General features: G+C 72.4%; 19 protein-coding genes and 1 pseudogene. 7 read left to right on the top strand and 13 right to left on the bottom strand.

Annotated elements, in window-relative coordinates; genetic code table 11:
• Positions 1-234 precede the first annotated feature (234 nt).
• The 5 genes from ACF073_RS09965 to ACF073_RS09945 all read right to left on the bottom strand — a co-directional run bounded on the left by ACF073_RS09965 (position 235) and on the right by ACF073_RS09945 (position 6,465).
• Complete coding sequence (locus ACF073_RS09965) at positions 235-1,320, bottom strand: hydroxyacid dehydrogenase (protein ID WP_392068915.1); 1,086 nt, start codon at positions 1,318-1,320, stop codon at positions 235-237.
• A 107-nt stretch (positions 1,321-1,427) separates the two neighbouring features.
• Positions 1,428-2,378, bottom strand: coding sequence for a carbohydrate ABC transporter permease (locus tag ACF073_RS09960; protein WP_392068148.1), 951 nt, complete (start codon positions 2,376-2,378; stop codon positions 1,428-1,430).
• Positions 2,375-3,196, bottom strand: coding sequence for a carbohydrate ABC transporter permease (locus ACF073_RS09955; protein ID WP_392068913.1), 822 nt, complete (start codon positions 3,194-3,196; stop codon positions 2,375-2,377). Before ACF073_RS09955 ends, ACF073_RS09960 begins: the two co-directional genes overlap by 4 nt.
• A 699-nt stretch (positions 3,197-3,895) precedes the next feature.
• Positions 3,896-5,203, bottom strand: coding sequence for an ABC transporter substrate-binding protein (locus tag ACF073_RS09950; RefSeq protein ID WP_392068147.1), 1,308 nt, complete (start codon positions 5,201-5,203; stop codon positions 3,896-3,898).
• Between the two features lie 146 nt (positions 5,204-5,349).
• Positions 5,350-6,465, bottom strand: a complete 1,116-nt coding sequence (locus ACF073_RS09945; RefSeq protein WP_392068145.1) for a substrate-binding domain-containing protein — start codon at positions 6,463-6,465, stop codon at positions 5,350-5,352.
• A gap of 198 nt (positions 6,466-6,663) precedes the next feature.
• Here ACF073_RS09945 and ACF073_RS09940 point away from each other — a divergent pair, with 198 nt between their 5' ends.
• The 3 genes from ACF073_RS09940 (at position 6,664) to ACF073_RS09930 (ending at position 11,291) form a co-directional block, all read left to right on the top strand.
• The gene (locus ACF073_RS09940) at positions 6,664-7,470 is read left to right on the top strand and encodes a TetR family transcriptional regulator (protein WP_392068142.1); all 807 of its coding nucleotides are present in this window, start codon (positions 6,664-6,666) and stop codon (positions 7,468-7,470) included.
• A gap of 236 nt (positions 7,471-7,706) precedes the next feature.
• The gene (locus ACF073_RS09935) at positions 7,707-8,123 is read left to right on the top strand and encodes a Zn-ribbon domain-containing OB-fold protein (RefSeq protein ID WP_392068911.1); all 417 of its coding nucleotides are present in this window, start codon (positions 7,707-7,709) and stop codon (positions 8,121-8,123) included.
• A 408-nt stretch (positions 8,124-8,531) separates the two neighbouring features.
• The gene (locus ACF073_RS09930) at positions 8,532-11,291 is read left to right on the top strand and encodes an alpha/beta hydrolase family protein (protein WP_392068141.1); all 2,760 of its coding nucleotides are present in this window, start codon (positions 8,532-8,534) and stop codon (positions 11,289-11,291) included.
• 21 nt (positions 11,292-11,312) lie between these two features.
• On the opposite strand, the gene ACF073_RS09925 is transcribed toward ACF073_RS09930, so the two are convergent.
• Positions 11,313-11,699 (bottom strand): PPOX class F420-dependent oxidoreductase, encoded by a 387-nt coding sequence (locus ACF073_RS09925; protein ID WP_392068139.1) that lies wholly within the window; start codon positions 11,697-11,699, stop codon positions 11,313-11,315.
• A 317-nt stretch (positions 11,700-12,016) separates the two neighbouring features.
• Here ACF073_RS09925 and ACF073_RS09920 point away from each other — a divergent pair, with 317 nt between their 5' ends.
• Both ACF073_RS09920 and ACF073_RS09915 read left to right on the top strand, forming a co-directional pair.
• Complete coding sequence (locus ACF073_RS09920; protein WP_392068137.1) at positions 12,017-12,847, top strand: SAM-dependent methyltransferase; 831 nt, start codon at positions 12,017-12,019, stop codon at positions 12,845-12,847.
• Positions 12,848-12,971: 124 nt separating this feature from the next.
• Complete coding sequence (locus ACF073_RS09915) at positions 12,972-14,339, top strand: S1 family peptidase (protein ID WP_392068135.1); 1,368 nt, start codon at positions 12,972-12,974, stop codon at positions 14,337-14,339.
• Positions 14,340-14,450: 111 nt separating this feature from the next.
• On the opposite strand, the gene ACF073_RS09910 is transcribed toward ACF073_RS09915, so the two are convergent.
• Both ACF073_RS09910 and ACF073_RS09905 read right to left on the bottom strand, forming a co-directional pair.
• Positions 14,451-14,636 carry a hypothetical protein gene (locus tag ACF073_RS09910; protein WP_392068133.1) on the bottom strand — a complete coding sequence of 62 codons (186 nt, stop codon included), beginning with the start codon at positions 14,634-14,636 and terminating at the stop codon, positions 14,451-14,453.
• Between the two features lie 99 nt (positions 14,637-14,735).
• On the bottom strand, positions 14,736-15,884 hold the full coding sequence (locus tag ACF073_RS09905) for an ROK family protein (RefSeq protein WP_392068131.1): 1,149 nt from the start codon (positions 15,882-15,884) through the stop codon (positions 14,736-14,738).
• Between the two features lie 165 nt (positions 15,885-16,049).
• Between ACF073_RS09905 and ACF073_RS09900 the strand changes: the two genes are divergently transcribed.
• Positions 16,050-17,252 carry a Gfo/Idh/MocA family protein gene (locus ACF073_RS09900; protein ID WP_392068129.1) on the top strand — a complete coding sequence of 401 codons (1,203 nt, stop codon included), beginning with the start codon at positions 16,050-16,052 and terminating at the stop codon, positions 17,250-17,252.
• Between the two features lie 16 nt (positions 17,253-17,268).
• On the opposite strand, the gene ACF073_RS09895 is transcribed toward ACF073_RS09900, so the two are convergent.
• Entirely contained in the window at positions 17,269-17,964 is a 696-nt protein-coding gene (locus ACF073_RS09895; RefSeq protein ID WP_392068127.1) for a L,D-transpeptidase family protein, read from the bottom strand.
• A gap of 330 nt (positions 17,965-18,294) precedes the next feature.
• Between ACF073_RS09895 and ACF073_RS09890 the strand changes: the two genes are divergently transcribed.
• Complete coding sequence (locus tag ACF073_RS09890; RefSeq protein ID WP_392068125.1) at positions 18,295-19,683, top strand: pyridoxal phosphate-dependent decarboxylase family protein; 1,389 nt, start codon at positions 18,295-18,297, stop codon at positions 19,681-19,683.
• 6 nt (positions 19,684-19,689) lie between these two features.
• On the opposite strand, the gene ACF073_RS09885 is transcribed toward ACF073_RS09890, so the two are convergent.
• The 4 genes and pseudogenes from ACF073_RS09885 to ACF073_RS09870 all read right to left on the bottom strand — a co-directional run bounded on the left by ACF073_RS09885 (position 19,690) and on the right by ACF073_RS09870 (position 23,260).
• The gene (locus tag ACF073_RS09885) at positions 19,690-20,478 is read right to left on the bottom strand and encodes an SDR family NAD(P)-dependent oxidoreductase (RefSeq protein ID WP_392068122.1); all 789 of its coding nucleotides are present in this window, start codon (positions 20,476-20,478) and stop codon (positions 19,690-19,692) included.
• A gap of 52 nt (positions 20,479-20,530) precedes the next feature.
• Positions 20,531-21,444: pseudogene (locus ACF073_RS09880) on the bottom strand (SDR family oxidoreductase).
• 101 nt (positions 21,445-21,545) lie between these two features.
• Positions 21,546-22,175, bottom strand: coding sequence for an MBL fold metallo-hydrolase (locus ACF073_RS09875; RefSeq protein WP_392068120.1), 630 nt, complete (start codon positions 22,173-22,175; stop codon positions 21,546-21,548).
• Positions 22,175-23,260, bottom strand: coding sequence for an S-(hydroxymethyl)mycothiol dehydrogenase (locus ACF073_RS09870; RefSeq protein ID WP_392068118.1), 1,086 nt, complete (start codon positions 23,258-23,260; stop codon positions 22,175-22,177). The genes ACF073_RS09875 and ACF073_RS09870 overlap by 1 nt, the downstream gene beginning before the upstream one ends.
• Positions 23,261-23,415: the final 155 nt, after the last annotated feature.

Genomic DNA, 23,415 nt, shown 5'->3' with positions numbered 1-23,415 from the left:
CCGGCCGAGGCGGGTGTCCGCGCGGCGCACGGATGTCTCGTAGGCGTCGGCGCGGCCGTGGACGTGCGCGGTCTTGTCGGGTGCGCCGGGGTCGACGCAGGAGGCGTCCGCGTCGTCCTCGGCGAGGACGCGCGCGGCGGCCCCGGTGACGTGTGCGTCGCACTCCTCACAGGCTTAGGGTGTGTCGGCACGCGGGGTGACGCACACCGTGCGAGGAGGGGCTCGCGGGGCGTCCTATGCAGATCGGGTCAGTTCCTCGGGGCCGACGCCGTGGGCGAAGGGCAGTCCGTGGGCGTAGCGGGCGACCTCGTCGATGGCCCAGTCGGTCATGCGGCCCAGTTCGTTGCCGAGCGAGCCGGCGATGTGGGGGGTGAGCAGGACGTTGGGGAGTGTGTAGAGGGGGGAGCCGGGGGGTGGTGTGTCGGGTTCGGTGACATCGAGTACGGCGCCGAGGCGGCCGGTGATCAGGTGCGGGGTGAGGGCGTCGGTGTCGACCAGGGAGCCGCGGGCGGTGTTGACGAGGGTCGCGCCGTCCTTGAGGAGGGCCAGGCGGCGGGCGTCGAACATGTGCCGGGTCTCGGGGAGTTGGGGCGCGTGGATGGTCACCACGTCACTGCGGGCGGCGAGTTCGTCCAGGCCGGCGGGTTCGGCTCCCAGGGCGCGGGCCTCGGCGGGGTCGACGTAGGGGTCGTGCAGCAGGACGTGCAGGTCGAACGGGCGGAGCAGGCCGAGGACGCGGCGGCCGACCCGGGAGGCGCCGACGACGCCGATGGTGCGCCGGTAGTTGCCGTGTCCGCGGTAGTACGGCAGGAGGGCGGGCGGGGTGCGGGTGCGGCCGTAGGCGCGGGCGACGTCGACGACCCGTTTGCCCGCGAACAGGATGGCGGCGAGGGTGAATTCGGCGACCGGCACGGCGTTGGCCTCGGCCGCCGAGGACACGGTGATGCCGCGCTTCCAGACGGCTTCGGTGACATGGTGCTTGACGGAGCCGGCCGCGTGGACGACTGCGCGCAGCCGGGGCATGCGGTGCAGAACGTCCTCGGTGAGCGGGGGCGCTCCCCAGTGGGTGAAGAGCACTTCGGCATGGGCGAGGCGGACGGTGAGCGCCGGGTCGGAGTCGGTGAGGGACGGGGCGGTGCCGGTGAGCGTCAGGGCGGTATCGGTGAGCGTCGCGGCGGTATCGGTGCCGGTGAGCGTCGGGGCGGAGTGGGTGAGCGGGGTGATCGTGCTGATCGTCGTGGTCGTGTCGACCTGGGCGACGGTGTGGAGCCGATCGAGGTGGCCGTCGGTGAGCAGGGTGCGGTGGATGTCGGTGCCCATGGCGAGGACGGTGCGGGGGCGGGAGTGGGAGTTGGGGTGGGAGTGAGAGCCGGGGTGGGGGTGGGAGTGATAGTGGGGGCCGGTGGGGGTCACAGAGTCGGTCACCTTCACTTCACCGCGCCGGCGGTCAGTCCGGAGCGCCAGAAGCGCTGGAGGCAGACGAACGCGGCGAGCAGGGGGAGGACGGCCACGAGCGAGCCGGTGATCACGAGCGCGTAGTACTCCGGCTGCTGCTGGGTGACGCTGTTCCACATGAACAGGCCCAGGTTGACCGGGTAGAGGTGATCGTCGTTGAGCATGACGAGCGCGCCGAAGAAGTTGTTCCAGCTGGCGGTGAAGGAGAACAGGAAGATCGTCATGAAGCCGGGGGCCAGCATGGGCAGTCCTATCCGGGCGAAGGTGCGCAGTTCACCGGCTCCGTCGACCCGGGCGGCCTCCAGCACCTCGTCCGGCACGTAGCCCTCGGAGAAGACCCGGGCGAGGTAGACGCCGAACGGGTTGACCAAGGCGGGCAGCAGCAGGGCCGCGTAGGTGTTGACGATGCCGGCCTTGGTGGCGAGCAGGTACATGGGCAGCTGGATGACGGTGCCGGGGACGAGGACGCCTCCCAGGACCAGCCCGAACAGCTTCTCCTTGCCCAGGAAGTCGTATTTGTCGAAGGCGTATCCGGTGGCGACGCAGATGAGGCTGGACGCGGCGGAGCCGACGACGGAGTAGAGGACGCTGTTGCCGAACCAGCGCAGGTAGATGCCGTCGTCGAAAGTGACCAGGTGCCGCAGGTTGGCGAGCAGGTTCAGGTCGCCGAACGCGAAGCCGGAGGTGGCGAAGAGGTCGCGGTGGTTCTTGGTGGCGGCGATCAGCAGCCAGCTGACCGGCATGAGGGTGTAGCAGGCGGCGAGGACCAGCAGGCCGTTGACGACGCCCTTGGACAGCAGGGTGGGCACGGGGGTGCGGCGGCGCGCGCCGGGCTGGGCGCGGCGGCCGGCGGACGGCTTCCGCGCAGGGGCGGGAGTGAGGGCGGGGTCGGGGTGGGGGCTGGGGTGGGTGAAGGTGGTCATGCCGCCGCCTTCCAGCGGTTTCCGAGGCGGGTCACGATGAGGGAGAGGACGATGCCGAGCGCGGCGAGCAGGAGGGAGCCGGCCGCGGCGACGCCGTAGTCGTGCTGGACGAAGCCGGCTTTCCAGATGAACAGGGTCGGCGACCACGCGGTGTCGATCGAGGGGGCGCCGCGCTGGTTGAGCAGCTTCGGCTCGGTGAAGATCTGGATCGCGCCGACGCAGGTGAACAGCACGGTCATGACGATCGCCGAGGCGATCATGGGGATCTTGATGCGCAGGGCCGTGCGCAGGGCACCGGCGCCGTCCATGACGGCCGCTTCGATCACTTCACGCGGTACGGCCTGGAGGGCGGCGTAGAAGATGACCATGTTGTAGCCGGTCCACTGCCAGGCGGACAGGTTGACCATCGAGAGCAGGACGTGATCGTTCGCGTAGAAGTCCCAGCTGAGGCCGACCGTTTGGAGGGAGTCGAGCACGGGGCTCAGGCCCGGGGTATAGAGGTAGATCCAGAGGATCGAGGCGATCAGGCCGGGGACCGCGTGCGGCAGGAAGAGCGCCAGCTGGAAGAACCGTTGCGCTCGGGCGAGTGCGGAATCGACGAGCAGTGCTAGCGCGAGCGAACCGCCGATCATCACCGGGATGTAGAGGGCGCAGTAGAGCGCGATGTGCGCGAAGGAAGCGCGGAATCCGGCGTCGGAGAGAGCGGTGGTGTAGTTGGCGAGTCCGGCGAACACCCGCTGGGTGCCGCCGAAGCCGAGCCCGGAGGACCGTTCCCGGAACAGGCTCATCCACAGCGCGTATCCGATCGGCGCGACCATGACGACGGCGAACAGCACGAAGAACGGGGCGATGAGGACAACTACGGCTCCGCCCTGGCTGCGACTGCGGCTACCGGCGCGGATGCGGCCACGGCTACGGGCACGGCTACGGGAACGGTTGTGCTTGTGGGTGAGGATGCGGGTGAGCCTTGGGGGGCTTGGAGCTTGGTCCGGGGGCGGTTCGGGCGAGGTCGATGGGGTGGTCGGTGCGGGGCGGTCCGGGGCCGGCTGGTCCGGGGTGGGGCGTGGGGTGTGACGGCCGGTCGGCGGGCCGGCGGGGCTGGCCGAGGGGGCTGACACGGCGGCTCCTCGGGGGTCGGGGGCGGGGCGACGGCAGGGCGGGGTGCTGTGGGGGCCTGTGGTGTGGGGCAGGGCGAGAGGCGGGGCGGGCCGGAAGTGACGTGTGTCCGTGCGGACCGTGCGGATCGCTCCGCCCATGCGGATCGTTCGGCCAATGCAGGCCGTTCCGGCCATGCCGGCCGTTCTGACCATGCCGGCCGATCGGGCCGTTCGCTTGCCCGGGGTGAGGTGATGGCGTTGGGCACGGGCACCGGGACGGAGCCGTCGCGGATTCGCTCGGCAGGTGGTGGGATGCCGAGGCCGGTGACGGGGGTTGGGCCCGTGGTGTGACGGGCGGGATCTTCCGAGCAAGGCCGGGCTACGCGGTCCGGGATCTCCGGGGCGTCCCGCGGCCCGGAGTCACTGTGCGAGCTTCAGGCCCCGGTCGGTGATGCCGCTCCGTGCCTTGTCCTGGCCGGCTTCGACGCCTGCGGTGAAACCCGACTTGGCGGTGGTGTCCTGGATGGCGGTGTAGACGTCCATCTGGTCGGGGCCCCAGGTCCAGCCGGGGAGGATGGTGTCGGCCTGTCGTGAGGCGAGGGCGTAGAGGTCCTGGCCGTTGAAGTAGGCGGTGTCGAACTTCGCCGCCGCGACCGCGCGCATCCCGGGGGCGGCGGGCAGGGCGCTGCTCGGGGACCGGAGGTCGGCGAGCCGGGCTTCGACGCCGGCCTTGTCCGTGGTGAGCCAGGTGATGAACTCGGTGGCGGCCTCGGCGTGGTCGCTGCCCTTGAGGACGCCGTAGGAGGTGCCGCCGTAGTTGCCGGCGGCGGGGGTGCCCCAGTCCGGCATGGGGGCGGCGGCCCACTTGCCCTTGAGGTCGGGCAGGGCGGTCTTCATGCCGCCGGCCGACCAGGAGGCGCCGAGGAAGGCCAGCGTCTTGCCCTGGGCACGGGCCTTGGTCTCCTCGGGGCTGTAGCCGGTGAAGGTCTGCACGAGGCCGTCCTCGACGAGACCGTCCCAGTACGCGGTCACCTTGCGGGTGGCGGCGTCGTCCACGCCGGTCCGCCAGGCGTCGCCCTGGGTGCCGAACCACTTGCCGCCCGCCTGCCAGGCGAGAGCGGCCAGCAGGGCGGGGTCGTTCTTCGGGATGGAGGCGAGGCGGACGCTCGTGTCCCGCTGCTCGACCTTCTCGGCGGCCCGCCGGAACTCGGCCCAGGTCTTGGGGACGGTGATGCCGTACTTCTTGAACAGGTCGGTGCGGTAGTAGAGGAGCTGGGGGGCGACGTCGTAGGGGACGGTCCAGGTGCGGCCGCCGAAGATCACCAGGGACTGCACGGGCTTCGGGAATTTCGTCTCGACTGTGTCACCGGCGTACTTGGTCAGATCGATCAGATTGCCCTGGCTGGCGAACTCGGGGACCATCTGGTACTCGATCGTGGCGACGTCGGGCGCGTTGCCCGCCCTGACCGCGTTGGCCAGTTTGCTGTAGCCCTCGGTGCCGCTGGGGATCTCGGTGAATCTGACCTTGATGTCCCGGTGGGTCTTGTTGAACGCGTCGACGGTCGACTTGGCACCGAGAGTCCAGGTCCAGTAGTCGATGGTCACCGGCTTGCCGTCGGACGCGGTGTCTGTCGAACCGTCACCGCTGCCGCAGGAGGTGGCGAGCAGACCCAGGGCGGCGACGGTGACGGCGGTGACTGTGCGGAACGATCGTGACGAACGCGTCATGGCACGGCTCCTCTGATACCTCGTACGGGAAGAGGCGGTCGGAGGACATCTTTTGGGCGCAGCCGATCAGCGTCAAGAGCGTTCGACCAACATAATCAATACGATCGCTTCTATGGTCGCCTCATGAGCGGTTCGTGCGGACTGGTTCAGGAGTGGCCGGCGGGGGCGCGTCCGCCGCAGGAGGAGCGGATGCGCAACTCCGGGAGGAGGTCGAGGTGTTGGCGGGGCACGGCGGGCCGGTCACCGCTCTGCTCGGCGAGGCGGCGCAGCAGCAGTCTGGCTGCGAGTTCGCCGACCGCGTGCGTCGGCGGGGCGACGGCGGTGAGGGGGACGTCGGCGAGTCCGGCGACCTGGTCGTCGTAGGCGATGAGGGCGAGGTCGTCGGGGACTCGGACGCCGCGCGCCTGGAGGCGGGGCACGAGCACGATGGCGTCCTCGTCGCTGTGCACGAGGGCGGCTGTGACGCCGCGTTCGCGGACGGCCTCGACCAGGTAGTCGACGGACGCCTCGTAGTCGCCGTGCTCGCGGACGCTCGGGGCGCCGCGGTCGACGTCGATGCCGCGGGCGCCGACGGCGGCCTCGAACCCGGCGCTGATCCGGGCGGCGTGCGGGCCTTCCTGGAGGACGGCGGTGATGCGGCGGTGGCCGAGGGCGGCGAAGTGGCCGACGGCCGCGGCGGCACCGTGCGCGCGGTCGGTGCGGACCCGGTCGAGCTCGGCCGCGGGGTTGCCGGGCGGGGCCGAGCGTTCGACCAGGACGCTGGGCACACCGCACTCCACGAGCCACTTCTCCTGCCCGTCGGCCGGCACGCCGCCGAACCAGCTGGGCGCCGCGAGCAGGCCCTGCGCACCGCCCGCGATCAGGTGTTCCGCCTGCACGGAGTCCTCGGTGTCGACATAGCCGGAGACACCGAGGACGAGGCGTCCGCCGTGCGCGGCGACGGCCTCGCGGGCGCCGCGCACGATGTCGGCGAAGATGGACACGGTGCTCGGCACGATCATGCCGATCACGGCGCCTTCGGCGGTCCCGGTGCGCTCGTGGCCGGCGGCGCCCGGGACGGTGGCCCGGGTGTGGTCGCCCGGCCAGACCACCGCTCCGTGCAGCCGCCGTACCCGGCCCTGGGCCGCGAGGGTCTCCACGTCGCGTCGCAGGGTGACTGCGGAGACGCCGAGTTCGGCCGCGAGTTCGGCCACGCGGAGGCTGCCGCGCTCCCGGACGAGTTCGAGCACCCGCTCGTGGCGCTGGTCGACGTGCAGACGCATGGGGCTCCCCTGGCGCAGTGGTCCGGGCACGGTGGTCCCGAGTCGCTTACTCTACGCGCACCATCGTATCGATCGGTTCCAATCAATTCGATCGCTCCGATGTTCGGATGGCGATCTCGACAGCACTCAGTTCCCCCAGAAGTGCGCTCTCGCTGCACTGAGTGTCAGGAATTCGGTCCGGATGCTACGTTCCCGTCCATGAGCTCCAGCAGCGCGGTACCGGCCGCGAAGCCGCCGATCCGCGACGCCCTGGTGGCGGCGGCCTTCCGGCTCTTCCTGGACCGCGGATACGAGCAGACCACCGTCGACGACATCGTGGCCCTGGCCGGGGTCGGCCGGCGTTCGTTCTTCCGCTACTTCCCCTCCAAGGAGGACGTGGTCTTCCCCGACCACGAGCGCTGCCTGGCCGACATGACCGCCTTTCTCGCCGCGGGCGGCGCGGAGCACGAGACGGAGGACGGGCCGGAGCACGAGCCGGTGCGGCGGGTGTGCGACGCGGCCCGGCTGGTGCTGCGGATGTACGCCGAGAACCCGACCTTCTCCGTGCAGCGCTATCGGCTCACCCGGCAGGTGCCGGGGCTGCGCGCCTATGAGCTGTCGGTGGTGTGGCGCTACGAGCGCGCGCTCGCCGAGTATCTGCGCGGGCGGTACGCGGGGCGGCCGGACGGCACGCTGCGTGCCGATGTGATCGCGGCGGCGGTCGTCGCCGCGCACAACAACGCCCTGCGCTCCTGGCTGCGGTCGGACGGCGACGGCGACGCGGGCACGGCCGTCGACCATGCGCTGGGATATGTGCAGACGACGTACGGCCGGTCGGCGGATGTCCCGGTGGCGTCCGCCGTGTCCACGGTGTCCGCGATGTCTGCGGCGTCCGCGTGGGCGGGCACGGCCGGCAGCGGGTCGGGGCCGGGGCGGCCCGAGGACGTGGTGGTGCTGGTGGCCCACCGGGACGCCCCGCTGTGGCGGGTGGTGCAGGAACTGGAGACCACGCTCGGTCGCACATGACACCGCCGCACCCCGCACCCCGCACACCACCGCACCCGGCACCGCCGCACCTGTGACACCGCCGCCTGACCCGGCAGACACCAGATCGGCACCAATATCGGGTACGGAGTGCCTTTACGAGTGACACTGAGTGCCATAGCCTGTCGGCGTGCACGGTGGCACCGCGACCGTGCGCACGCGTGCGCGGTCTGCGCCGGGCACGCGGGATTCCGGCCGAGCGCAGGGAGTTGACCAGCGTGTACCACCACTCAGCAAGCACCTCGCATTCGGCGGCCGGTTCCGCGACGGGTGTCCTCGATCCCGTCGTCGCGGACTCCAAGGACGCCATCCACTTCCAGCGCTGCACCTGGTGCGGCACCGCGACGTACCACCGGCTGCTGTGTCCGGTGTGCCAGGGCAGCGAGCTGAGCACCGAGCGCAGCGAGGGCATCGGCACGGTCCGCCACTCCTCCGTGGTGCACCGCAACACCCCCGCGGCGAGGAACGTGTCGCTGATCGAGATGGCCGAGGGGTTCGTCGTCCGGGGTCGGGTCATGGGCCCGCCGGTCGGGATCCACAGCGGTGACCGGGTCCGGCTGTCCACCGCCAAGGATCCGGTGCGCAGCGAACCGGTCTTCCAGCTGGTGGAGGAGTCGTACGGCGCCTGGACCTGACTGCGGTGGGCCACGGAGACGGCGGGACACGGAGACGGAGGGACGCGGCGGGACACAGCAGGACACTGCGGGACACGGAGGCGCCTCGGTTCCCTCGCCCCGAGCCCGCCAGGGCTCAACTCCCCCTGTCCTGAGCGGACATGGGCGAACCCCACCGCACAGAGCCTCCGCCAGCCGCCCCCTCCTTCGTCCCCTCCTTCTCCTCAGCCACCTCTCCTCCCTCCCTCCCTTCACCCCAGCCTCTGCCACCTCCTCCCCACTCGCTTCCCCTCCCCTCTCCCCCTCCTCCCCGATGTGATCCATCACCTTTCCTTCACAGGCAACCCATAGCCCCCGGATCTCATCCTCCGGAACCGAGGGACGCCCGGGAGGGCCGGGACGTCCGAGGTCGGGGTTCGAGGAGGAACTGTGGTCCGTGCCCGACGCATTTGGGTGACCGCCGCCGCGTTGCTCGCGGTGGCGGGAGCATCCCCGGGGGTGGCGGTAGCCCACTCCCAACCGCTCGCAGGGGATGGGGTGTTGGCGGCCGGGAGCGGAGTTCCGCTGCCGCCGGGATGGCGGGTGGCCGGTGACGGCTCGGCGCCGCGGCTGGAGTGGCGTTCGGACCGGCCGGTGCCGATGGGCGACGCCCGGGTCGAATTCCGGTCCGGTGGAAAGCTGTTGGGCGTGCCGCGCCCCGGCGCCGACGGGCACACCTTCCGGCTGCCGCTCGACGGGCGGCGGGCGGCGGAGCTGGACGGGCTGCAAGCCTGGTCCGGCGGGCGGCGGTTGGACGCGCGGGAGGCGGGCGCCGGCACTTCGGCGGCCCGGCTGCCCGCCCCGCTGCCGGCGAACGGTGTGGACCCGGGCAAGCCCGGCACGTACCGCACCAAGACCGGTGAGTACGGGCTGAAGTCGGTACGGCTGCCGGGCTTCGCCGCGCCGGTGGAGATGCGCGCGGTGGTCGTCGCGCCGGTCGGCGCGACCGGCAAGCGTCCCCTCGCGCTGTTCCTGCACGGCCGTCACTACACCTGCTACAAGGGCACGGACATCACCGGTGACTGGCCCTGCAAGGCGGGCACCAAGCCGGTGCCGAGCCACCGCGGCTATCTGCGGGACCAGAAGCTGCTCGCCTCCCAGGGCTATATGACCGTGTCCGTCTCGGCCAACGGCATCAACGGGCAGGACTTCGCGGCGGAGGACGGCGGCGCGCAGGCCCGCTCGTCGCTGGTGCGGCTGCACCTGGCCCGCTGGGCCGACTGGGCCGCGCACCCCGAGACCGCGCCGAAGGTGGTCCGTGAGGCGCCCCGCGCCGATCTGTCGCGGGTACTGCTGGTCGGGCACTCGCGGGGCGGCGAGGGCGTCAACCGGGCCGCGCTGGACAGCCTCGTCCCGCCGGCCGCCGAGCAGGACGGCTATCACGGGCCGGTGCGCTGGAACATCCGGGGCACCGTCCTCATCGGCCCGACCGTCTTCGGTCAGAACCCGGTGCCCGACGTGCCCTCGGTGACGATCCTGCCGGGCTGCGACGGTGATGTCTCCGACCTCCAGGGCGAGGTGTACGTCGACGGCACGCGCGCGGTCAGCAACGGCACGGCGCTGCACAGCGCGGTGTACGTGATCGGCGCCAACCACAACTACTTCAACTCGGAGTGGACGCCGGGCCAGGCCGCGGCGCCCGCCGACGACGACTTCTCCGACGACCCGCAGCACCACGACCCGGTGTGCGCCAAGCGGGCCGCGACCCGGCTGACCGCCGACCAGCAGCACCGCGCCGGATCGACGTACATAGCCGCCGCGGCGCGGCTGTTCCTCGGCGGGGACGACCGGGTACGGCCGCTGCTGGACGGTTCCGGGAAGCGGGCGCCCTCGGCGGACCCGGCGCGAGTGCTGAGCCATGCGGTGGGTGCCCGCCGGAGCGGCGGCTTCCTGCCGGACGGCGGGGTGTCGGTGACCGGCGGCAAGCTGTGCGCCGCCGTGGACCCGAGCCCGGCCAAGACCTGCCTGGGCGGCTCGGCGAAGGGATCCTCGCCGCACTTCGCGCAGTGGGAGACCGACCGGGAGACGGGCCGGCGGGCGATCGCGCTGCGCTGGACCCGCACCGGCGCCCCGGCGCGGGTGACCGCGGCCGAGCCGGTGTCGCTGACCGGCTCCAAGGCGCTGGCGCTGCGGCTGTTCGTGCCGCCGAACTCGCGCGGTACGCAGCTGGACGTGACGCTGGCCGACGCCGCCGGCCGGAAGGCGAAGCTCGGCCGGGTCCGGATGGACGGGCTGCCCGGCAGTGAGCGGAACGCGCCGTACTGGGCGCAGGAGATCCGGGTGCCGCTGACCGCGGCCACCCGCGCCGGCCTCGACCTGGGTTCGGTCAAGTCCCTTGAACTGACGTCGCGTACGGCGTCGGGGCGGGCCTGGCTGATGGACGCGTGGGGCTGGCGGCCGGGGACGCCCGCGGTGCGGACGGCGGAGCTGGCGCGCGTGGACGTCGGCCGGACGACCGTCGACGAGGGTGACTCGGGCGTGCGCACCTACCGGGTCCCGGTGCGGGTCACGGGCCGGGGCGGCGACGGTCAGGTCCGGGTGTACGTCATCGACCCGGCCACCGGGAAGGCCAAGGACCGGCTGGTGACGGTGCGTCCGGGCGGTCAGGGCGTGGATGTGCCGGTCGAGGTGAAGGGCAACACGCGGTACGGCACCGATGTGTCGTACGACGTGCTGGTCAAGGCGGTCCGCGGTGCGGTCGTCGGCTCCTACCGGGGCGGGATCACCGTCCACGACGACGACCCGGCGCCGAAGATGACCGTCGAGCCGGTCGCCGGCGAGGTGGCCGAGGGCAAGACGCTGAAGTGGCGGGTCTCGCTGTCCGAGGCGGTGGACGTGGACATGAGCGCGGTGTTCAAGGTCGCGCCCGCGACGCACGAGCTGTCCACGAAGGACGTCCCGGCGTCCTGGCTGCGGAGCATGACCCCGGAGAAGCCCGACCCGGAGCGCGCGCTGTCCAAGCTGGCCGAGCTGTATCTGTGGACGGACATCCCGGCGGGCCGTACCAGCGGGGACATCACCGTGCCGACGGTGAAGGACCGGGTCCGGGAGTCCACCGAGTCGGTGCGGTTCCGGCAGATCGACCTGCGCACCGGTAAGCCGCTGCCGGGCGGCCTCGAGCTGTCCGGGTCGGTGCTGGACGCGTCGTAGGACGCGGGTTCCGGGTGGCCCTCACCCTCCGAGGGTCACCCGGATGCCGACCGTGCCGTCCGTGCCGCGCCGCAGCCGGCTGCCCAGCAGGGTGAGCCGGCCGACGATGCCGTACTTGCGGGCGATGAGGGTGCGGTAGCGGGCGCTGGTGGCCGGGTCGGTGATCTCGGCGGTGGCCGGCATCTGATCGCCGGTGGGGTTGCCGCGCAGGTCGCAGGGGCCGACGAGGACGTCGGGGCGGCGCCGGATGCGCTTGACCTTCCAGCTGTCTGCGGCCGTCCACACGCCGAGGGTGGCGCCGTCGCGGACCACCCAGACCGGGGTGGCGACGGGGGTGCCGTTCTTGCGGTAGCTGGTGACCAGCAGGTACTTGCCGGAGCCGAGCCGGTCCAGCTGTGTGTCGTCCATGTCCGCAGTCTAGGAGGCGGACCGCCGCCCGAGGAGCACCGGACGGCGACGCGCGCACACCGGCCGCACGTGACCCGCGACCGGCCCCCGGCAGCAGCTACTCCCCCGGCGCGCGCCCCCGCCTCCGCCCCCGCCACGGGCACCGCCACGGGCGGCGGCTCCCCAACCGGCCTACGCGGAACGCGATCTGACGATCCCCTTCCGCATCCGCATCTCCCGGCCCGCCGCACACCGGGCGCCCCGGGCGTCTAGATTGCGTCCTGCACGGTGTATCTCTCGTCAGGTATCGCATCAGGCATCCCAGGAGCTGACCCCACGTGACCGACAACCCGGCAGCCACCAACGACGTGGCCGCGTCGCTGCGCGCCCGGATCAACACCAGCCAGCCGCACACCGCCCGGATCTGGAACTACTGGCTCGGCGGCAAGGACAATTACGAGGTCGACCGGGCGGCCGGTGACCAGATCCGCAGCCTGCACCCGGGCATCGGGGAGTACGCGCGGGCCGACCGGCTCTTCCTGGGCCGTGCCGTGCGCCATCTGGTCGGCGAGGTCGGCATCCGGCAGTTCCTGGACATCGGCACCGGGCTGCCCACCGCCGACAACACGCACGAGGTGGCCCAGCGCATCGCGCCGGACGCGCGGATCGTGTACGTCGACAACGACCCGCTCGTCCTCGCGCACGCGCGCGCCCTGCTGACCAGCACGCCCCAGGGCCGTACCGACTACCTGGACGAGGACCTGCGCAATGTCGACGGGATCCTCGAACACGCGGCGAAGACGCTGGACTTCAGCGAGCCGGTGGCTCTGATACTGCTGGGTGTGGTCATCTTCGTCGGCGACGACGAGGACCCGTACGGCCTGGTGCGGCAGTTGACGGAGCGGCTGCCCGCCGGCAGTCATCTGGTGCTGTCGCACACGATCACCAGCCCGTCGATGCCGGACGTGGACGAGGCGGTGAAGTTCTGGAACGAGCACGGCACGCCGAAGCTGACCCAGCGCAGGCCCGAGGACGTGGCCCGGTTCTTCGACGGCCTCGAACTGCTGGAGCCGGGGGTGGTGTCCTGCTCGCGGTGGCGGCCGGAGCACGCCCACGGGGCGCAGCCGGAGGAGGTCGCGATGTTCGGCGGGGTGGCCCGCAAGGGCTGAGCCCGGCGGGAGGTGAACGCGGCCGGCCCGGGCGCCGTATGGAGGTGCGGACCCCCGACGATCGGGGGGCTGCGCGGTGCCGGTTGGGGCATCGCGTGTTCGGGTTCGGCTTCGGGAGCCATGCATGCGGCACGCACGACGACGGGTCGTCCGGCGAGTGACACGGCTGGCGGCGGTCGGCGGACTCCTCGCCGGGAGTGTGATGGTCGCCCAGGCGGCCATGGCCGGCGAGACCCCGCCGGCCTCCGGCCGGCCGCTCAGCTCCACCGCGGGTGCCCTGGACACCGGCGCCTCGCTGGTGTCGCGGCTCGGCGGCGCGCGCACCGCGGGCAACTGGGTCGGCGCCGACGGCCGTCCGGTCGTGGCGGTGACCGACGAGGCGGCGGCGCGGGCGGTGCGGCGGGCCGGCGCCCAGCCGAAGATGGTGCCGCACAGCATGGACGAGCTGAAGTCGGCGACGGCCACCCTGGGTTCGGCGCCGCGGGTGCCGGGTACGGCGTGGGCGGTGGACTACCGGACCAACCGGGTGATGGTGTCGGCGGACCGTACGGTGTCCTCGGGTGACTGGTCCCGGCTGACCGGGGTCGCCGCGAGGATCGGCGGCTTCGTGCACATGGAGCGGACGAAGGGCGCCTTCACCACGCGGCTGAACGGCGCGCTGCCGATCCTGTCGACCGGCGGTCGCTGCTCGGCGGGGTTCAACGTCACCAACGGGCAGTCCGACTTCATCCTCACGGCCGGGCACTGCGGGCCCGCCGGATCCACCTGGTTCGCCGACAACCAGGGTGATCAGCAGCTCGGCAGGACCGTGAACAGCTCCTTCCCCGGCAGCGACTTCTCGCTCGTGCAGTACGCCGGCGGCACGGCCGGGTCGGGCGCCGACGTCGTCTCGGTCGGTGGCGGCAAGGGCGTACGGATCACCGGGTCCGCCGATCCGGCGGTCGGGCAGCGGGTGTTCCGCAGCGGCAGCACCAGCGGTCTGCGCGACGGCCAGGTCACCGCGTTGAACGCGACGGTGAACTATCCCGAGGGGACGGTCACCGGGCTGATCCAGACCACGGTGTGCGCCGAACCGGGCGACAGCGGCGGTCCGCTGTTCTCCGAGGGCGTCGCGCTCGGTGTCACCTCGGGCGGCAACGGCGACTGCAGGACGGGCGGGACGACGTTCTTCCAGCCGGTGACCAAGGCGCTGACGGCGCTCGGGGTCCGGCTGATCGTGGCGCCGGGCGCGGGCGGCGCCGCGGGCGGCTCGTCCTCGGGCGCGAACCAGGGCGCGATGGCGCCCAGCTCGGCCTCGCCGGGCTCCTCGGCGCCGGTCACGGGTGCGTCGCGGGGCAGCACGCTGCTGGCGCGGCTGACGGACACGAGGAACGTCGGGCCGGGGCTGCTGGTGATCGCGGGCAGTCTGATCGCGCTGGTGGCGACCCGGTACATCCGGGCCGAGCAGGACCGCAAGGCGTACCAGCGGCACTACTCGGCGACATGGGGCTGACGGAACGACGGCACGGCCCCGGCGGGGTGCCGGGGCGGGAGGCCACGAGAAAGGCACCCGTGCGCTGACAGGTGCCCTGGGCGGTGCGGCGCGTGGTCCGCACCGGGCGGGTCAGGCCGCCCGGCGTGACCGCGGGGACGCGGCGGCCCACTCCATCACGAGGCGCTGGTACTGCGCGCGCTGCTCGGTGGTCAGTGTCCCGCCGGCCCGGCGCCACAGGGCCCGGATCTCCTCGTTGACCTCCGCGGCCGATCGCTCGGAGACGGCTTCAACAGTGGTGGACATGCTGTGAAGCATATGCCGGTCGACGTGAAGGCGCCGTGAGTAAGTATCCGCAATACGGACATATCGGACCGTGTTACTCATCACGTCAATGTGTCAACCGGCAGCGGGAGTTCACTCCTCGCCCAGGCCGAGCACCAGTACCTGGATGGCCAGTACGGCGGCGCCGCGCGCCCAGTCGTGGAAGTCGGACACCTTCGTCTCCAGGTCCACCGGGGCGGCCAGCGGGTGCCGGTGGGCGCGGACGGTGTCGCGGACCGTGTTCCCTGCCACATCCATCAGGCCGACGCCCTCCCCGGCGAGCAGGATCTTCTGCGGCATCGCGAAGTTGGCGATCTGCGCGACGAGGGTGCCCAGCGCCCGGGCGGCCTCGTCGATCACCCGGAAGGCCGCGGGCTCGCCCGCGGCGGCGGCCACGAGGATCTCCTCGTAGCCGGCGTCCCGGCCGGTGGCGGCCCGGATCTGGCGGCGGATGCTGGGGATGGTGAGCAAGGACACCGCGCTGCCGCGGGCACCCTCGGGGGTGAGTGGGCCGTACGGGTCGATGATCCAGTACCGGCCGAAACCGCGGTCCTCCTCCTCGTAGGGGACCCGCCTGCCGCCGAGCACCAGCCCGTAGCCGATGCCGGCGCCGATGGTCAGCACGGCGAAGCGGTCGAGTCCGCGGCCGGCGCCGAACCAGGTCTCGGCCTCCACCAGGGCGGCCACGTCGTTCTCCACCACGACCGGCAGCCCGGTGCGGTCCCGGACGAGCGCGCCCAGCGGCACGTCCCGCCACCCCAGGAAGGCCGACTCGCCGACCACGGCACGCTCCCGCACCCGCCCGCCCACGCCGATGCCGATGCCCGCCGGCGCCGGGCGGCCCGCGGCGAGTTCGGCGGCCATCCGCGCCACCAGAGCGGCCACGGCGTCCGGTTCACGCGTGGTCAGCGGGCACTCCAGCCGGTCGGTGACCACGCTGCGCAGGGTGGTGGCGACACCGTGGACCGCATCGGCGGTGATCTTGAAGCCGAGAAAGGAGCGGGACCCGGCGACGATGTCGAGCGGTCGCGAGGGGCGCCCCTGGCGGCTCCCGCCCGGCCCGCCCGGCTCGGGCGCCTCCACCAGCAGCCCGGACTCGATGAGGGGCTTGGTCAGGCGGGTGAGGCTGCCCTGGGAGAGGTGCAGCCGGCGGGCCAGCTCGGTACGGGACAGCGGGCCGTGCACGAGCACGTCGAGCGCCACCGAGCGCTCCGCGGGGCTGAGCGGCAGCCAGCTGGTCATGGAAGCCGACCCCTCCTCTTCTCCGGTTCGGTCTGTTCGCTTCATTTCTTCCGGCTCAGAAGTAACAGGGGCAGCATAGTGGCCGGGAGAGACCGTAGGGGACCTGTAGAGCGATCCGCGCGCACCTCTTGACGGCATAATTATTCCGTCGCGAAAGTAATCCGCATGACCTTCTCCCTCGGTATCGTCGGCGCCGGACAGTTCGCCGGACAGTTCGCCGCGCTCTTCCAGGCCCACCCCGGAGTCCGTGCCGTCCACGTCACGGACCTGCTGCCCGAACGGGCCGAGCGGCTCGCCGCCGCGCAGGGCCTCGCGGGCACCTTCCCGTCGTACGAGGCGATGCTGGAGTCGCCCGCCGTCGACGCGGTCGCGGTCTTCACCCAGCGCTGGACCCACGGCCCGCTGGTCCTGCGGGGCCTGAACGCGGGCAAGCACGTGTACTCGGCCGTCCCCATGGCGGTCACCGCCGAGGAGATCGCCGCGATCATCGAGGCGGTCCGGGCCACCGGGCTGACGTACATGATGGGCGAGACCAGCCACTACAACCCGGCGACCGTGCACGCGCGCAACCAGATCGCCGAAGGCGCCTTCGGCCGGCTGTTCCACGCCGAGGGCGACTACGTGCACGACATGGACCTCGGGTTCTACGACGCCTACCGGTACAGCGGCGGCGAGAACTGGAAGGCGACCGCCAGCTATCCCCCGCTGCTGTACCCGACGCACTCGGTGGGCGGGGTGCTCGGGGCGTGGCGGACCCACGCGGTGAGCGTGTCGGCGATCGGTGTGCGCGACGAGCGGGACGACGGCGTCTTCGACCGTTCGGTCAGCCAGTTCGACAACGACATGTCGAACGCGACCGCGCTGTTCGAGGTGGCGGGCGGCGGGTCGTTCCGTACGAACGAGTTCCGCCGGGTCGGCTACCCCTCGCACATCCGTGAGTCCCGGTTCCGGTTCTTCGGGACGGAGGCCAGCATGGAACAGCTGGCGACGGTGGCGCTGTGGCAGGACAAGCACGGGGTCAAGGACATCAGCGAGCTGCTGGAGCCCAAGCAGACGCTCGCGCCCGACGACCCCTCGCTCGCGCACATCGCGCCGGAGCTGCGGGCGGCCTTCACCTCGGGCTCGGCGCCGGTGCACGACCGGTCGCGGCTGCCCCGGGAGTTCGACCGTCTGCACAACGGCCACGAGGGCAGCCACCACTTCCTGGCGGACGACTTCGTCACCGCCGTGGCCACCCGCACACTGCCGCCGGTGAACGCGTGGGTGGCCGCCCGCTACACCCTGCCGGGCATCATCGCGCACGAGTCGGCGCGGCAGGGCGGGGCGCGGCTGGCGGTCCCGGACTTCGGGGACGCCCCCGGCGCCTAGCGGGACGGCTCCCGGCTCAGGTGCCGGGCTTGCGGCCGTAGACGAAGACGTCGTCGCCGTTCTTCAGCAGCGACCAGTACTTCTTGGCGTCCTTGGTGGTCATGTTGACGCAGCCGTGCGAACCCGGCGGGTTCCACATGCTCAGGCCCACCGAGTGGAAGGCCTGGCCGCCGTCGAAGAACTGGCTGTAGGGCATCGGCACGTCGTAGAGGTCCGAGACGTGGTCGATGTCACGCCAGTAGACCTTCTTCAGGCCGGTGCGGGTCTCGTAGCCGTCGCGTCCGGTGCGCACCGGCACGGGCCCGTAGACCAGCCTGCTGCCGTCCTGGATCCAGCTCAGCTGGAGGGTGAGGTTCACACAGGCGATGCGGCCCTTGTTCACCGGGCACTTGCCGTCCTTGTTCGGCTTGTTCCCGACGGCCTTCTGCTTGTTCATCAGATCCATCACGCCCCAGGTGACGGGGCCGGCGTAGCCGATGTTGGGCGTGATGCCGTGCTTGTTCTGGAAGGCCTGGACGGCCTTGCAGTCGGCGGCGGACTGCTTGCCGTCGACCGGCCGGCCCAGGAACTTCTCGACCTGCTTCTGGTACGGCCCCGTCTGTGCGGTGCAGCTCGCGGCCTGGGCCGGTGTCGCGGTGAAGGCGAGCGCGAGCGGCGCCACCAGTCCCGTGACGCCCAGCGCGACGACGCCTCGTATGCGTATGCCCCCCATGGTGGCTTCTTCCCCTTCCCCGATGTCCGGTCGGACGGTGTTTCGCCCGGACCCCTCCGGGTCCTTCCAGCGCGATTCCCGCGTTCTCGGACTACTAGACCCGGCGGGGCAGGGCATGGTTGTGTTTCCGGTCAGGTTGTGACGAAACGGTGAAGTCCAGACCGTACAACATGCCCGAAGTGACCCAAACGCCCGGGGTCGGCGTCCAGGTGCGGGCGCGTCCGGGCGGGCGGCCGGTCCGCCGCGCGGCCGGGCGGTGCGGATTGTCCGGTCCACGGACCGTGACGTGGACCGGGCGGGGGCTTGGGACCCCGGTCTACGCTGCCGCGCATGGACCGTACGCTCGCCGGTGATCTCGCCCGGCTCCCCGAACTGCTCCAGGCCGCCCGTGACCTCGCCGCCCGGGAGGTGGCGGGGCTTGCCGAGCGGACGGTCGCCGCCCCGGGCGCGCTGCCGGGGCCGGAACCGCTGCCGGAGGCGGGCACGGGCGGCGAGGGCGCGCTCGCCCGCTTCGCCGACCGGTGGGCACCGGGCTTCTCCGGCTCGGCGGGCCCCCGCTACCTCGGCTTCGTCACCGGCGGCGCGACGCCCGCGTCCGTCGCCGGGGACTGGCTGACGTCCGCGTTCGACCAGAACCTGGCCGGCGCGAGCGGCTCCTGGGCGCAGGACCTGGAGCGGGAGACCGTGGTCTGGCTGCGCGAGCTGTTCGGTCTCGGCGAGGCGCACAGCGGGGCGTTCGTGACGGGCGCGACGATGTCCAACACGGTCGGGCTCGCCATCGGGCGGGAGTGGGCCGGGGAGCGGCTGGGCGTGGACGTGTCCCGGGCGGGCGCCGCCGCGCTCGGCCCGCTCGACGTGCTCTCCGGCAGCCCGCACTCCAGCATCGGCAAGGCGATGTCGGTGCTCGGTCTGGGCCGGGACCGGCTGCGGAAGGTGCCGCTGCTGCCCGGGAACCGGGAGGCCGTCGACGTGCGGGCGCTGGAGGCGGCGCTGGCCGGGGCCGGCGGCCGGCCGGTGATCGTGGTCGCGAACGCGGGCACCGTGAACACCGTCGACTTCGACGATCTGCGGGCGATCGCCGCGCTGAAGGAGCGGTACGACTTCTGGCTGCACGTGGACGCGGCGTTCGGCGCCTTCGCCGCGCTCTCCCCCGGCCACGCGGCGCTGGTCGACGGCCTCGACGCGGCCGACTCGGTCTGCGTGGACCTGCACAAGTGGCTCAACGTGCCCTATGACGCGGCCGTGCAGTTCACCCGGCGCCGCGATCTGCAGGTGGCGGTGTTCCACAACGACTCGGCGTATCTGGGCGGGCCGGGCGCCGAGCCCGACTTCCTGCATCTGACCCCGGAGAACTCGCGCCGGCTGCGGGCCCTGCCTGCCTGGTTCTCGCTGGTGGCCTACGGGCGGGCGGGGCACCGGGAGATCGTGGAGCGCAACGTGGCCCTGGCCCGCCGGCTCGGCGCCGGCGTCGACGCGCTGCCGGGTCTGCGCCTGCTGGCCCCGGTCCGCCTCAACGTGGTCTGTTTCACCCTCGCCGCGGACCCGACCGAGGAGCGGGTGGCGGAGCTGGCCCGGGCGGTCGCCGCGTCCGGGGAGGCGTACGTGACGCCGACGGTGTACGGCGGGGTGCCCGGGCTGCGTGCCGCCTTCAGCAACTGGCGCACCACCGAGGCCGACACCGAGCGGGTGCTGAAGGTGCTGGCGACGGCTGCGGGCTGAGCTGCCTCAGGGGCGCCGCAGGGCCGCGTGGAAGCCGGTGTTGACCGCGGTGAGACCGCCGTCGACGACGAGGGTGGTCCCGGTGATCCAGGCGGCGTCGCGCGAGGCGAGGAAGGCGACGGCGGCGGCGATGTCCGCCGGTTCGCCGACCCGGCCGAGCGGGTACAGGGCGCGGACGGCGTCGAGTTCGTCCTCGCGCCCCTCCCACGCGCTGGTGCGGACCGTGCCCGGCACCACCAGGTTGACCCGGACGCCCCGGGCCGCCGCGTGCCCGGCGAGGGTCCGGGTGAGCGAGCCGAGGCCGGCCTTGGCGGCGCTGTAGGCGTGGTTGCCGAAGTCCTGCAGGCCGTTGACGGATCCGATGCTCACGATCGCCCCGCGTCCGGAGGCGGCGAGGTGCGGCAGCGCGGCGCGGCAGCAGCGGTGCGCGCCGGTGAGGGTGACGTCCAGGTCGCGTGCCCAGACCTCGTCGGGGTCGTCCTCGAAGAGCGGGGCGTCCGGGCTGCAGTGGGCGGCGCTGTTGACCAGCACGTCCAGCGAGCCGAACGTGGCGACGGCGTGGGCGACGGCCGCCTCGACGGAGGCGCGGTCGGCCACGTCGCAGGCGAACGCCTCGGCGGTGCGGCCCTGTCCGCGCAGTCCGGCGGCCGTCCGCTCGGCCTCGGGCAGGTCCCGGTCGGTCAGCAGGACCCGGGCGCCCTCCTCGGCGAGCCGCCGGGCGACGGCGGCACCGATACCGCGGGCGGCGCCCGTGACGAGAACTGCGTGTCCTGCGAAGCGGTTCGGATCGGTCATGGGCCGACGGTACGGCCCCGCGGGCGCCTTTTCACCGGTCCGGGGCCCGCTTTCACCGGTAGCCGGTGACGTCCGCCGGCCTGCCCGCGTCCTGCACCTCCACCAGGTACCGCCAGGCGTCCGGGCGGCTGCCGTCGAGGTCGGTGAAGCCGTACTCCCGGGCGAGGCCGCCGCTGGTCAGGGAGCGGCCGTTGAACCGGGCCACGCCGGGGTCGGCGGCGAGCGCGGCGACGGCACGGCCGGTGAAGCGCGGGGTCTCGGAGATGGCGAAGTGCGGTTCCCGCCGCAGGGCGTCCGGCCAGTTCTCCTCCTGCACGCCGTAGGCGTCGAGCATCAGTTCCGAGCGCATCCAGCCGGGCGTCAGTGCCACCGCCGTGGCGCCGCGCGGGCCCAGCTCGTGGCCGAGGGCGAAGGCCATGCGCAGCACCGACGCCTTGGCGAGGTCGTAGAAGAAGTTCACGCGGTAGTGGTCGCGGTTGTAGTCGGCGGTGCCGTCGGTGACCTCGACGACCAGGCCGCCGGGCCGGCGCAGCAGCAGCGGCAGGGCGTGGTGGCTGGTGACGGCGTGTGTCTCGACCGCGAGGCGGAGCAGCCGGAGCCCGTTGTCGAGGTCGTGCTCCCACACGGGGTGTCCCACGCGAAGAGCTTCTCGCCGCCCCAGATGTCGTTGACGAGGACGTCGAGGCGGCCCTGCTCGTCCGCGATCCGGTCCACCAGGTCCCGGACGGCGGACGGGTCCAGGTGGTCGGCGGGTACGGCGATGCCCTGGCCGCCGGCCGCGGTGACCAGGTCCGCGGTGTCCTCGATGGTCTCGGGGCGGTCGTACTCGGAGCGGCGGGCGCGGGTGCTGCGGCCGGTGGCGTAGACGGTGGCGCCGGCCGCGCCGAGTTCGACGGCGATGCCCCGTCCGGCTCCCCGGGTCGCTCCGGCGACCAGCGCCACCTTGCCGTCCAGCGGTCCTGACATGTCCTGCCTCCCATGGTGCGCGTGGTCCTCGTGTCCACTGTCACCGGGAAGCCGGACATCTTCTGTCTGCTTTCGCGCGCGGGGGCGCGTGTCGGCCGGGGTCAGTGGCCGCGGGCCAGCCACTCCTCCAGATGGGGGGCCTCGCTGCCGATGGTCGTGGGGTCGCCGTGACCGGTGAGGACCTTGGTCTCCGGCGGGAGGGTGAGGAGCCGGTCGCGGATGGAGTCGATGATGGTCGGGAAGTGGGAGTAGGAGCGTCCGGTGGCTCCGGGGCCGCCCTGGAAGAGGGTGTCGCCGGTGAAGACGGTGGCGAGGGCGGGGTCGTACAGGCAGACGGCGCCCGGGGCGTGGCCGGGGGTGTGCAGGACGGTGAGGTCGGTGCCGGCGGCTTCGAGGACCTGACCGTCGAGGAGATGCCGGTCGGGGTCGCGGTGCGGGTGGGTCTGCCGCCACAGCGGAAGGTCGTCGGGGTGCAGCCAGATGGTGGCGCCGGTGAGGTCGGCGAGGGCCGGTGCGGCGTTGACGTGGTCGTTGTGGGCGTGGGTGCACACGATGGCGCTGAGGCGCCGGTCGTCGACGGCGCGGGCGATGGCCTCGGCGTCGTGCGCGGCGTCGATGACGATCACCTCCCGTTCGTCGCCGACGATCCACACGTTGTTCTCCACGTCCCAGGTGCCGCCGTCGAGGCTGAACTGCCCGGAGGTGACGAGGCGTTCAATGCGTACGGTCATCAGAACACCACCACCGAACGCAGCACGTCACCGTGGTGCATCCGCTCGAAGGCCTGCTCCACCTGGTCGAGTGCGATGGTCTCGGTGACGAACGCGTCGAGCGGCAGGCGGCCCTGCAGGTGCAGGTCGACGAGCATGGGGAAGTCGCGGCTCGGCAGGCAGTCGCCGTACCAGCTGGACTTCAGGGCGCCGCCGCGGCCGAAGACGTCCAGCAGGGGCAGTTCGAGCTTCATCTCGGGGGTGGGGACGCCGACGAGGACGACGGTGCCGGCGAGGTCGCGGGCGTAGAAGGCCTGCTGGTAGGTCTCGGGGCGGCCGACGGCGTCGATGACGACGTCGGCGCCGAAGCCGCCGGTCAGCTCGCGGATCGCGGCGACCGGGTCGGTCTCCTTGGAGTTGACGGTGTGGGTGGCGCCCAGGGTGCGGGCCTTGGCCAGCTTGCGGTCGTCGATGTCCACGGCGATGATCGTCGCCGCGCCGGCCAGGTGCGAGCCCGCGACGGCCGCGTCGCCGACCCCGCCGCAGCCGATGACGGCGACGGAGTCGCCGCGGCCGACGCTGCCGGTGTTGAGCGCGGCGCCGATGCCCGCCATCACCCCGCAGCCGAGGAGGCCCGCGACGGCCGGGGAGACGGCGGGGTCGACCTTGGTGCACTGGCCGGCCGCCACCAGCGTCTTCTCGGCGAAGGCGCCGATACCGAGGGCCGGGGAGAGTTCGGTGCCGTCGGTGAGGGTCATCTTCTGCCGCGCGTTGTGGGTGTCGAAGCAGTACCAGGGCCGGCCGCGCAGACAGGCCCGGCACCGGCCGCACACCGCACGCCAGTTGAGGATCACGAAATCGCCGGGGGCGAGGCCGGTGACGTCCTCGCCGACCGACTCCACGACACCGGCGGCCTCATGGCCGAGCAGGAAGGGGAAGTCGTCCGAGATGCCGCCCTGCTTGTAGTGCAGATCGGTGTGGCAGACGCCGCAGGCCTGGACGCGTACGACGGCTTCGCCGGGTCCCGGGTCCGGCACCACGATCGTCTCGATCCGTACGGGCTCGTCCTTGCCCGGTGCGATCACGCCGCGTACTTGCTGCGCCATGGTCAGGTCCCTTCCTCGATTGCCTTCGCCGCCGACCCTACGCGCGACCGATCGGTGGCGGGCCGGACCACGAGGATGATCGTGGATCTTTCCGCCACTCGGCGAGACGAGCGGTCGGCGCCATTCCATGATGGCAATCTTTTTGCGGGCTGCGG

The organism is Streptomyces sp. NPDC015171, from assembly GCF_043079545.1.
Lineage (GTDB): Bacteria > Actinomycetota > Actinomycetes > Streptomycetales > Streptomycetaceae > Streptomyces.
Note: the sequence above shows the minus strand (reverse complement) of the source record. Positions and strands in the feature narration are given on the sequence as shown.

What these genes read in the sequence shown, in the direction of transcription:
- ACF073_RS09890 (WP_392068125.1), top strand. Translation starts at nt 18,295, where the DNA reads ATGGACCGTACGCTCGCCGGTGATCTCGCCCGGCTCCCCGAACTGCTC.
- ACF073_RS09960 (WP_392068148.1), bottom strand. Translation starts at nt 2,378, where the DNA reads ATGACCACCTTCACCCACCCCAGCCCCCACCCCGACCCCGCCCTCACT.
- ACF073_RS09875 (WP_392068120.1), bottom strand. Translation starts at nt 22,175, where the DNA reads ATGACCGTACGCATTGAACGCCTCGTCACCTCCGGGCAGTTCAGCCTC.
- ACF073_RS09955 (WP_392068913.1), bottom strand. Translation starts at nt 3,196, where the DNA reads ATGGTCGCGCCGATCGGATACGCGCTGTGGATGAGCCTGTTCCGGGAA.
- ACF073_RS09905 (WP_392068131.1), bottom strand. Translation starts at nt 15,884, where the DNA reads ATGACCAGCTGGCTGCCGCTCAGCCCCGCGGAGCGCTCGGTGGCGCTC.
- ACF073_RS09870 (WP_392068118.1), bottom strand. Translation starts at nt 23,260, where the DNA reads ATGGCGCAGCAAGTACGCGGCGTGATCGCACCGGGCAAGGACGAGCCC.
- ACF073_RS09950 (WP_392068147.1), bottom strand. Translation starts at nt 5,203, where the DNA reads ATGACGCGTTCGTCACGATCGTTCCGCACAGTCACCGCCGTCACCGTC.
- ACF073_RS09910 (WP_392068133.1), bottom strand. Translation starts at nt 14,636, where the DNA reads ATGCTTCACAGCATGTCCACCACTGTTGAAGCCGTCTCCGAGCGATCG.
- ACF073_RS09885 (WP_392068122.1), bottom strand. Translation starts at nt 20,478, where the DNA reads ATGACCGATCCGAACCGCTTCGCAGGACACGCAGTTCTCGTCACGGGC.
- ACF073_RS09915 (WP_392068135.1), top strand. Translation starts at nt 12,972, where the DNA reads ATGCGGCACGCACGACGACGGGTCGTCCGGCGAGTGACACGGCTGGCG.
- ACF073_RS09895 (WP_392068127.1), bottom strand. Translation starts at nt 17,964, where the DNA reads ATGGGGGGCATACGCATACGAGGCGTCGTCGCGCTGGGCGTCACGGGA.
- ACF073_RS09965 (WP_392068915.1), bottom strand. Translation starts at nt 1,320, where the DNA reads ATGGGCACCGACATCCACCGCACCCTGCTCACCGACGGCCACCTCGAT.
- ACF073_RS09940 (WP_392068142.1), top strand. Translation starts at nt 6,664, where the DNA reads ATGAGCTCCAGCAGCGCGGTACCGGCCGCGAAGCCGCCGATCCGCGAC.
- ACF073_RS09900 (WP_392068129.1), top strand. Translation starts at nt 16,050, where the DNA reads ATGACCTTCTCCCTCGGTATCGTCGGCGCCGGACAGTTCGCCGGACAG.
- ACF073_RS09945 (WP_392068145.1), bottom strand. Translation starts at nt 6,465, where the DNA reads ATGCGTCTGCACGTCGACCAGCGCCACGAGCGGGTGCTCGAACTCGTC.
- ACF073_RS09925 (WP_392068139.1), bottom strand. Translation starts at nt 11,699, where the DNA reads ATGGACGACACACAGCTGGACCGGCTCGGCTCCGGCAAGTACCTGCTG.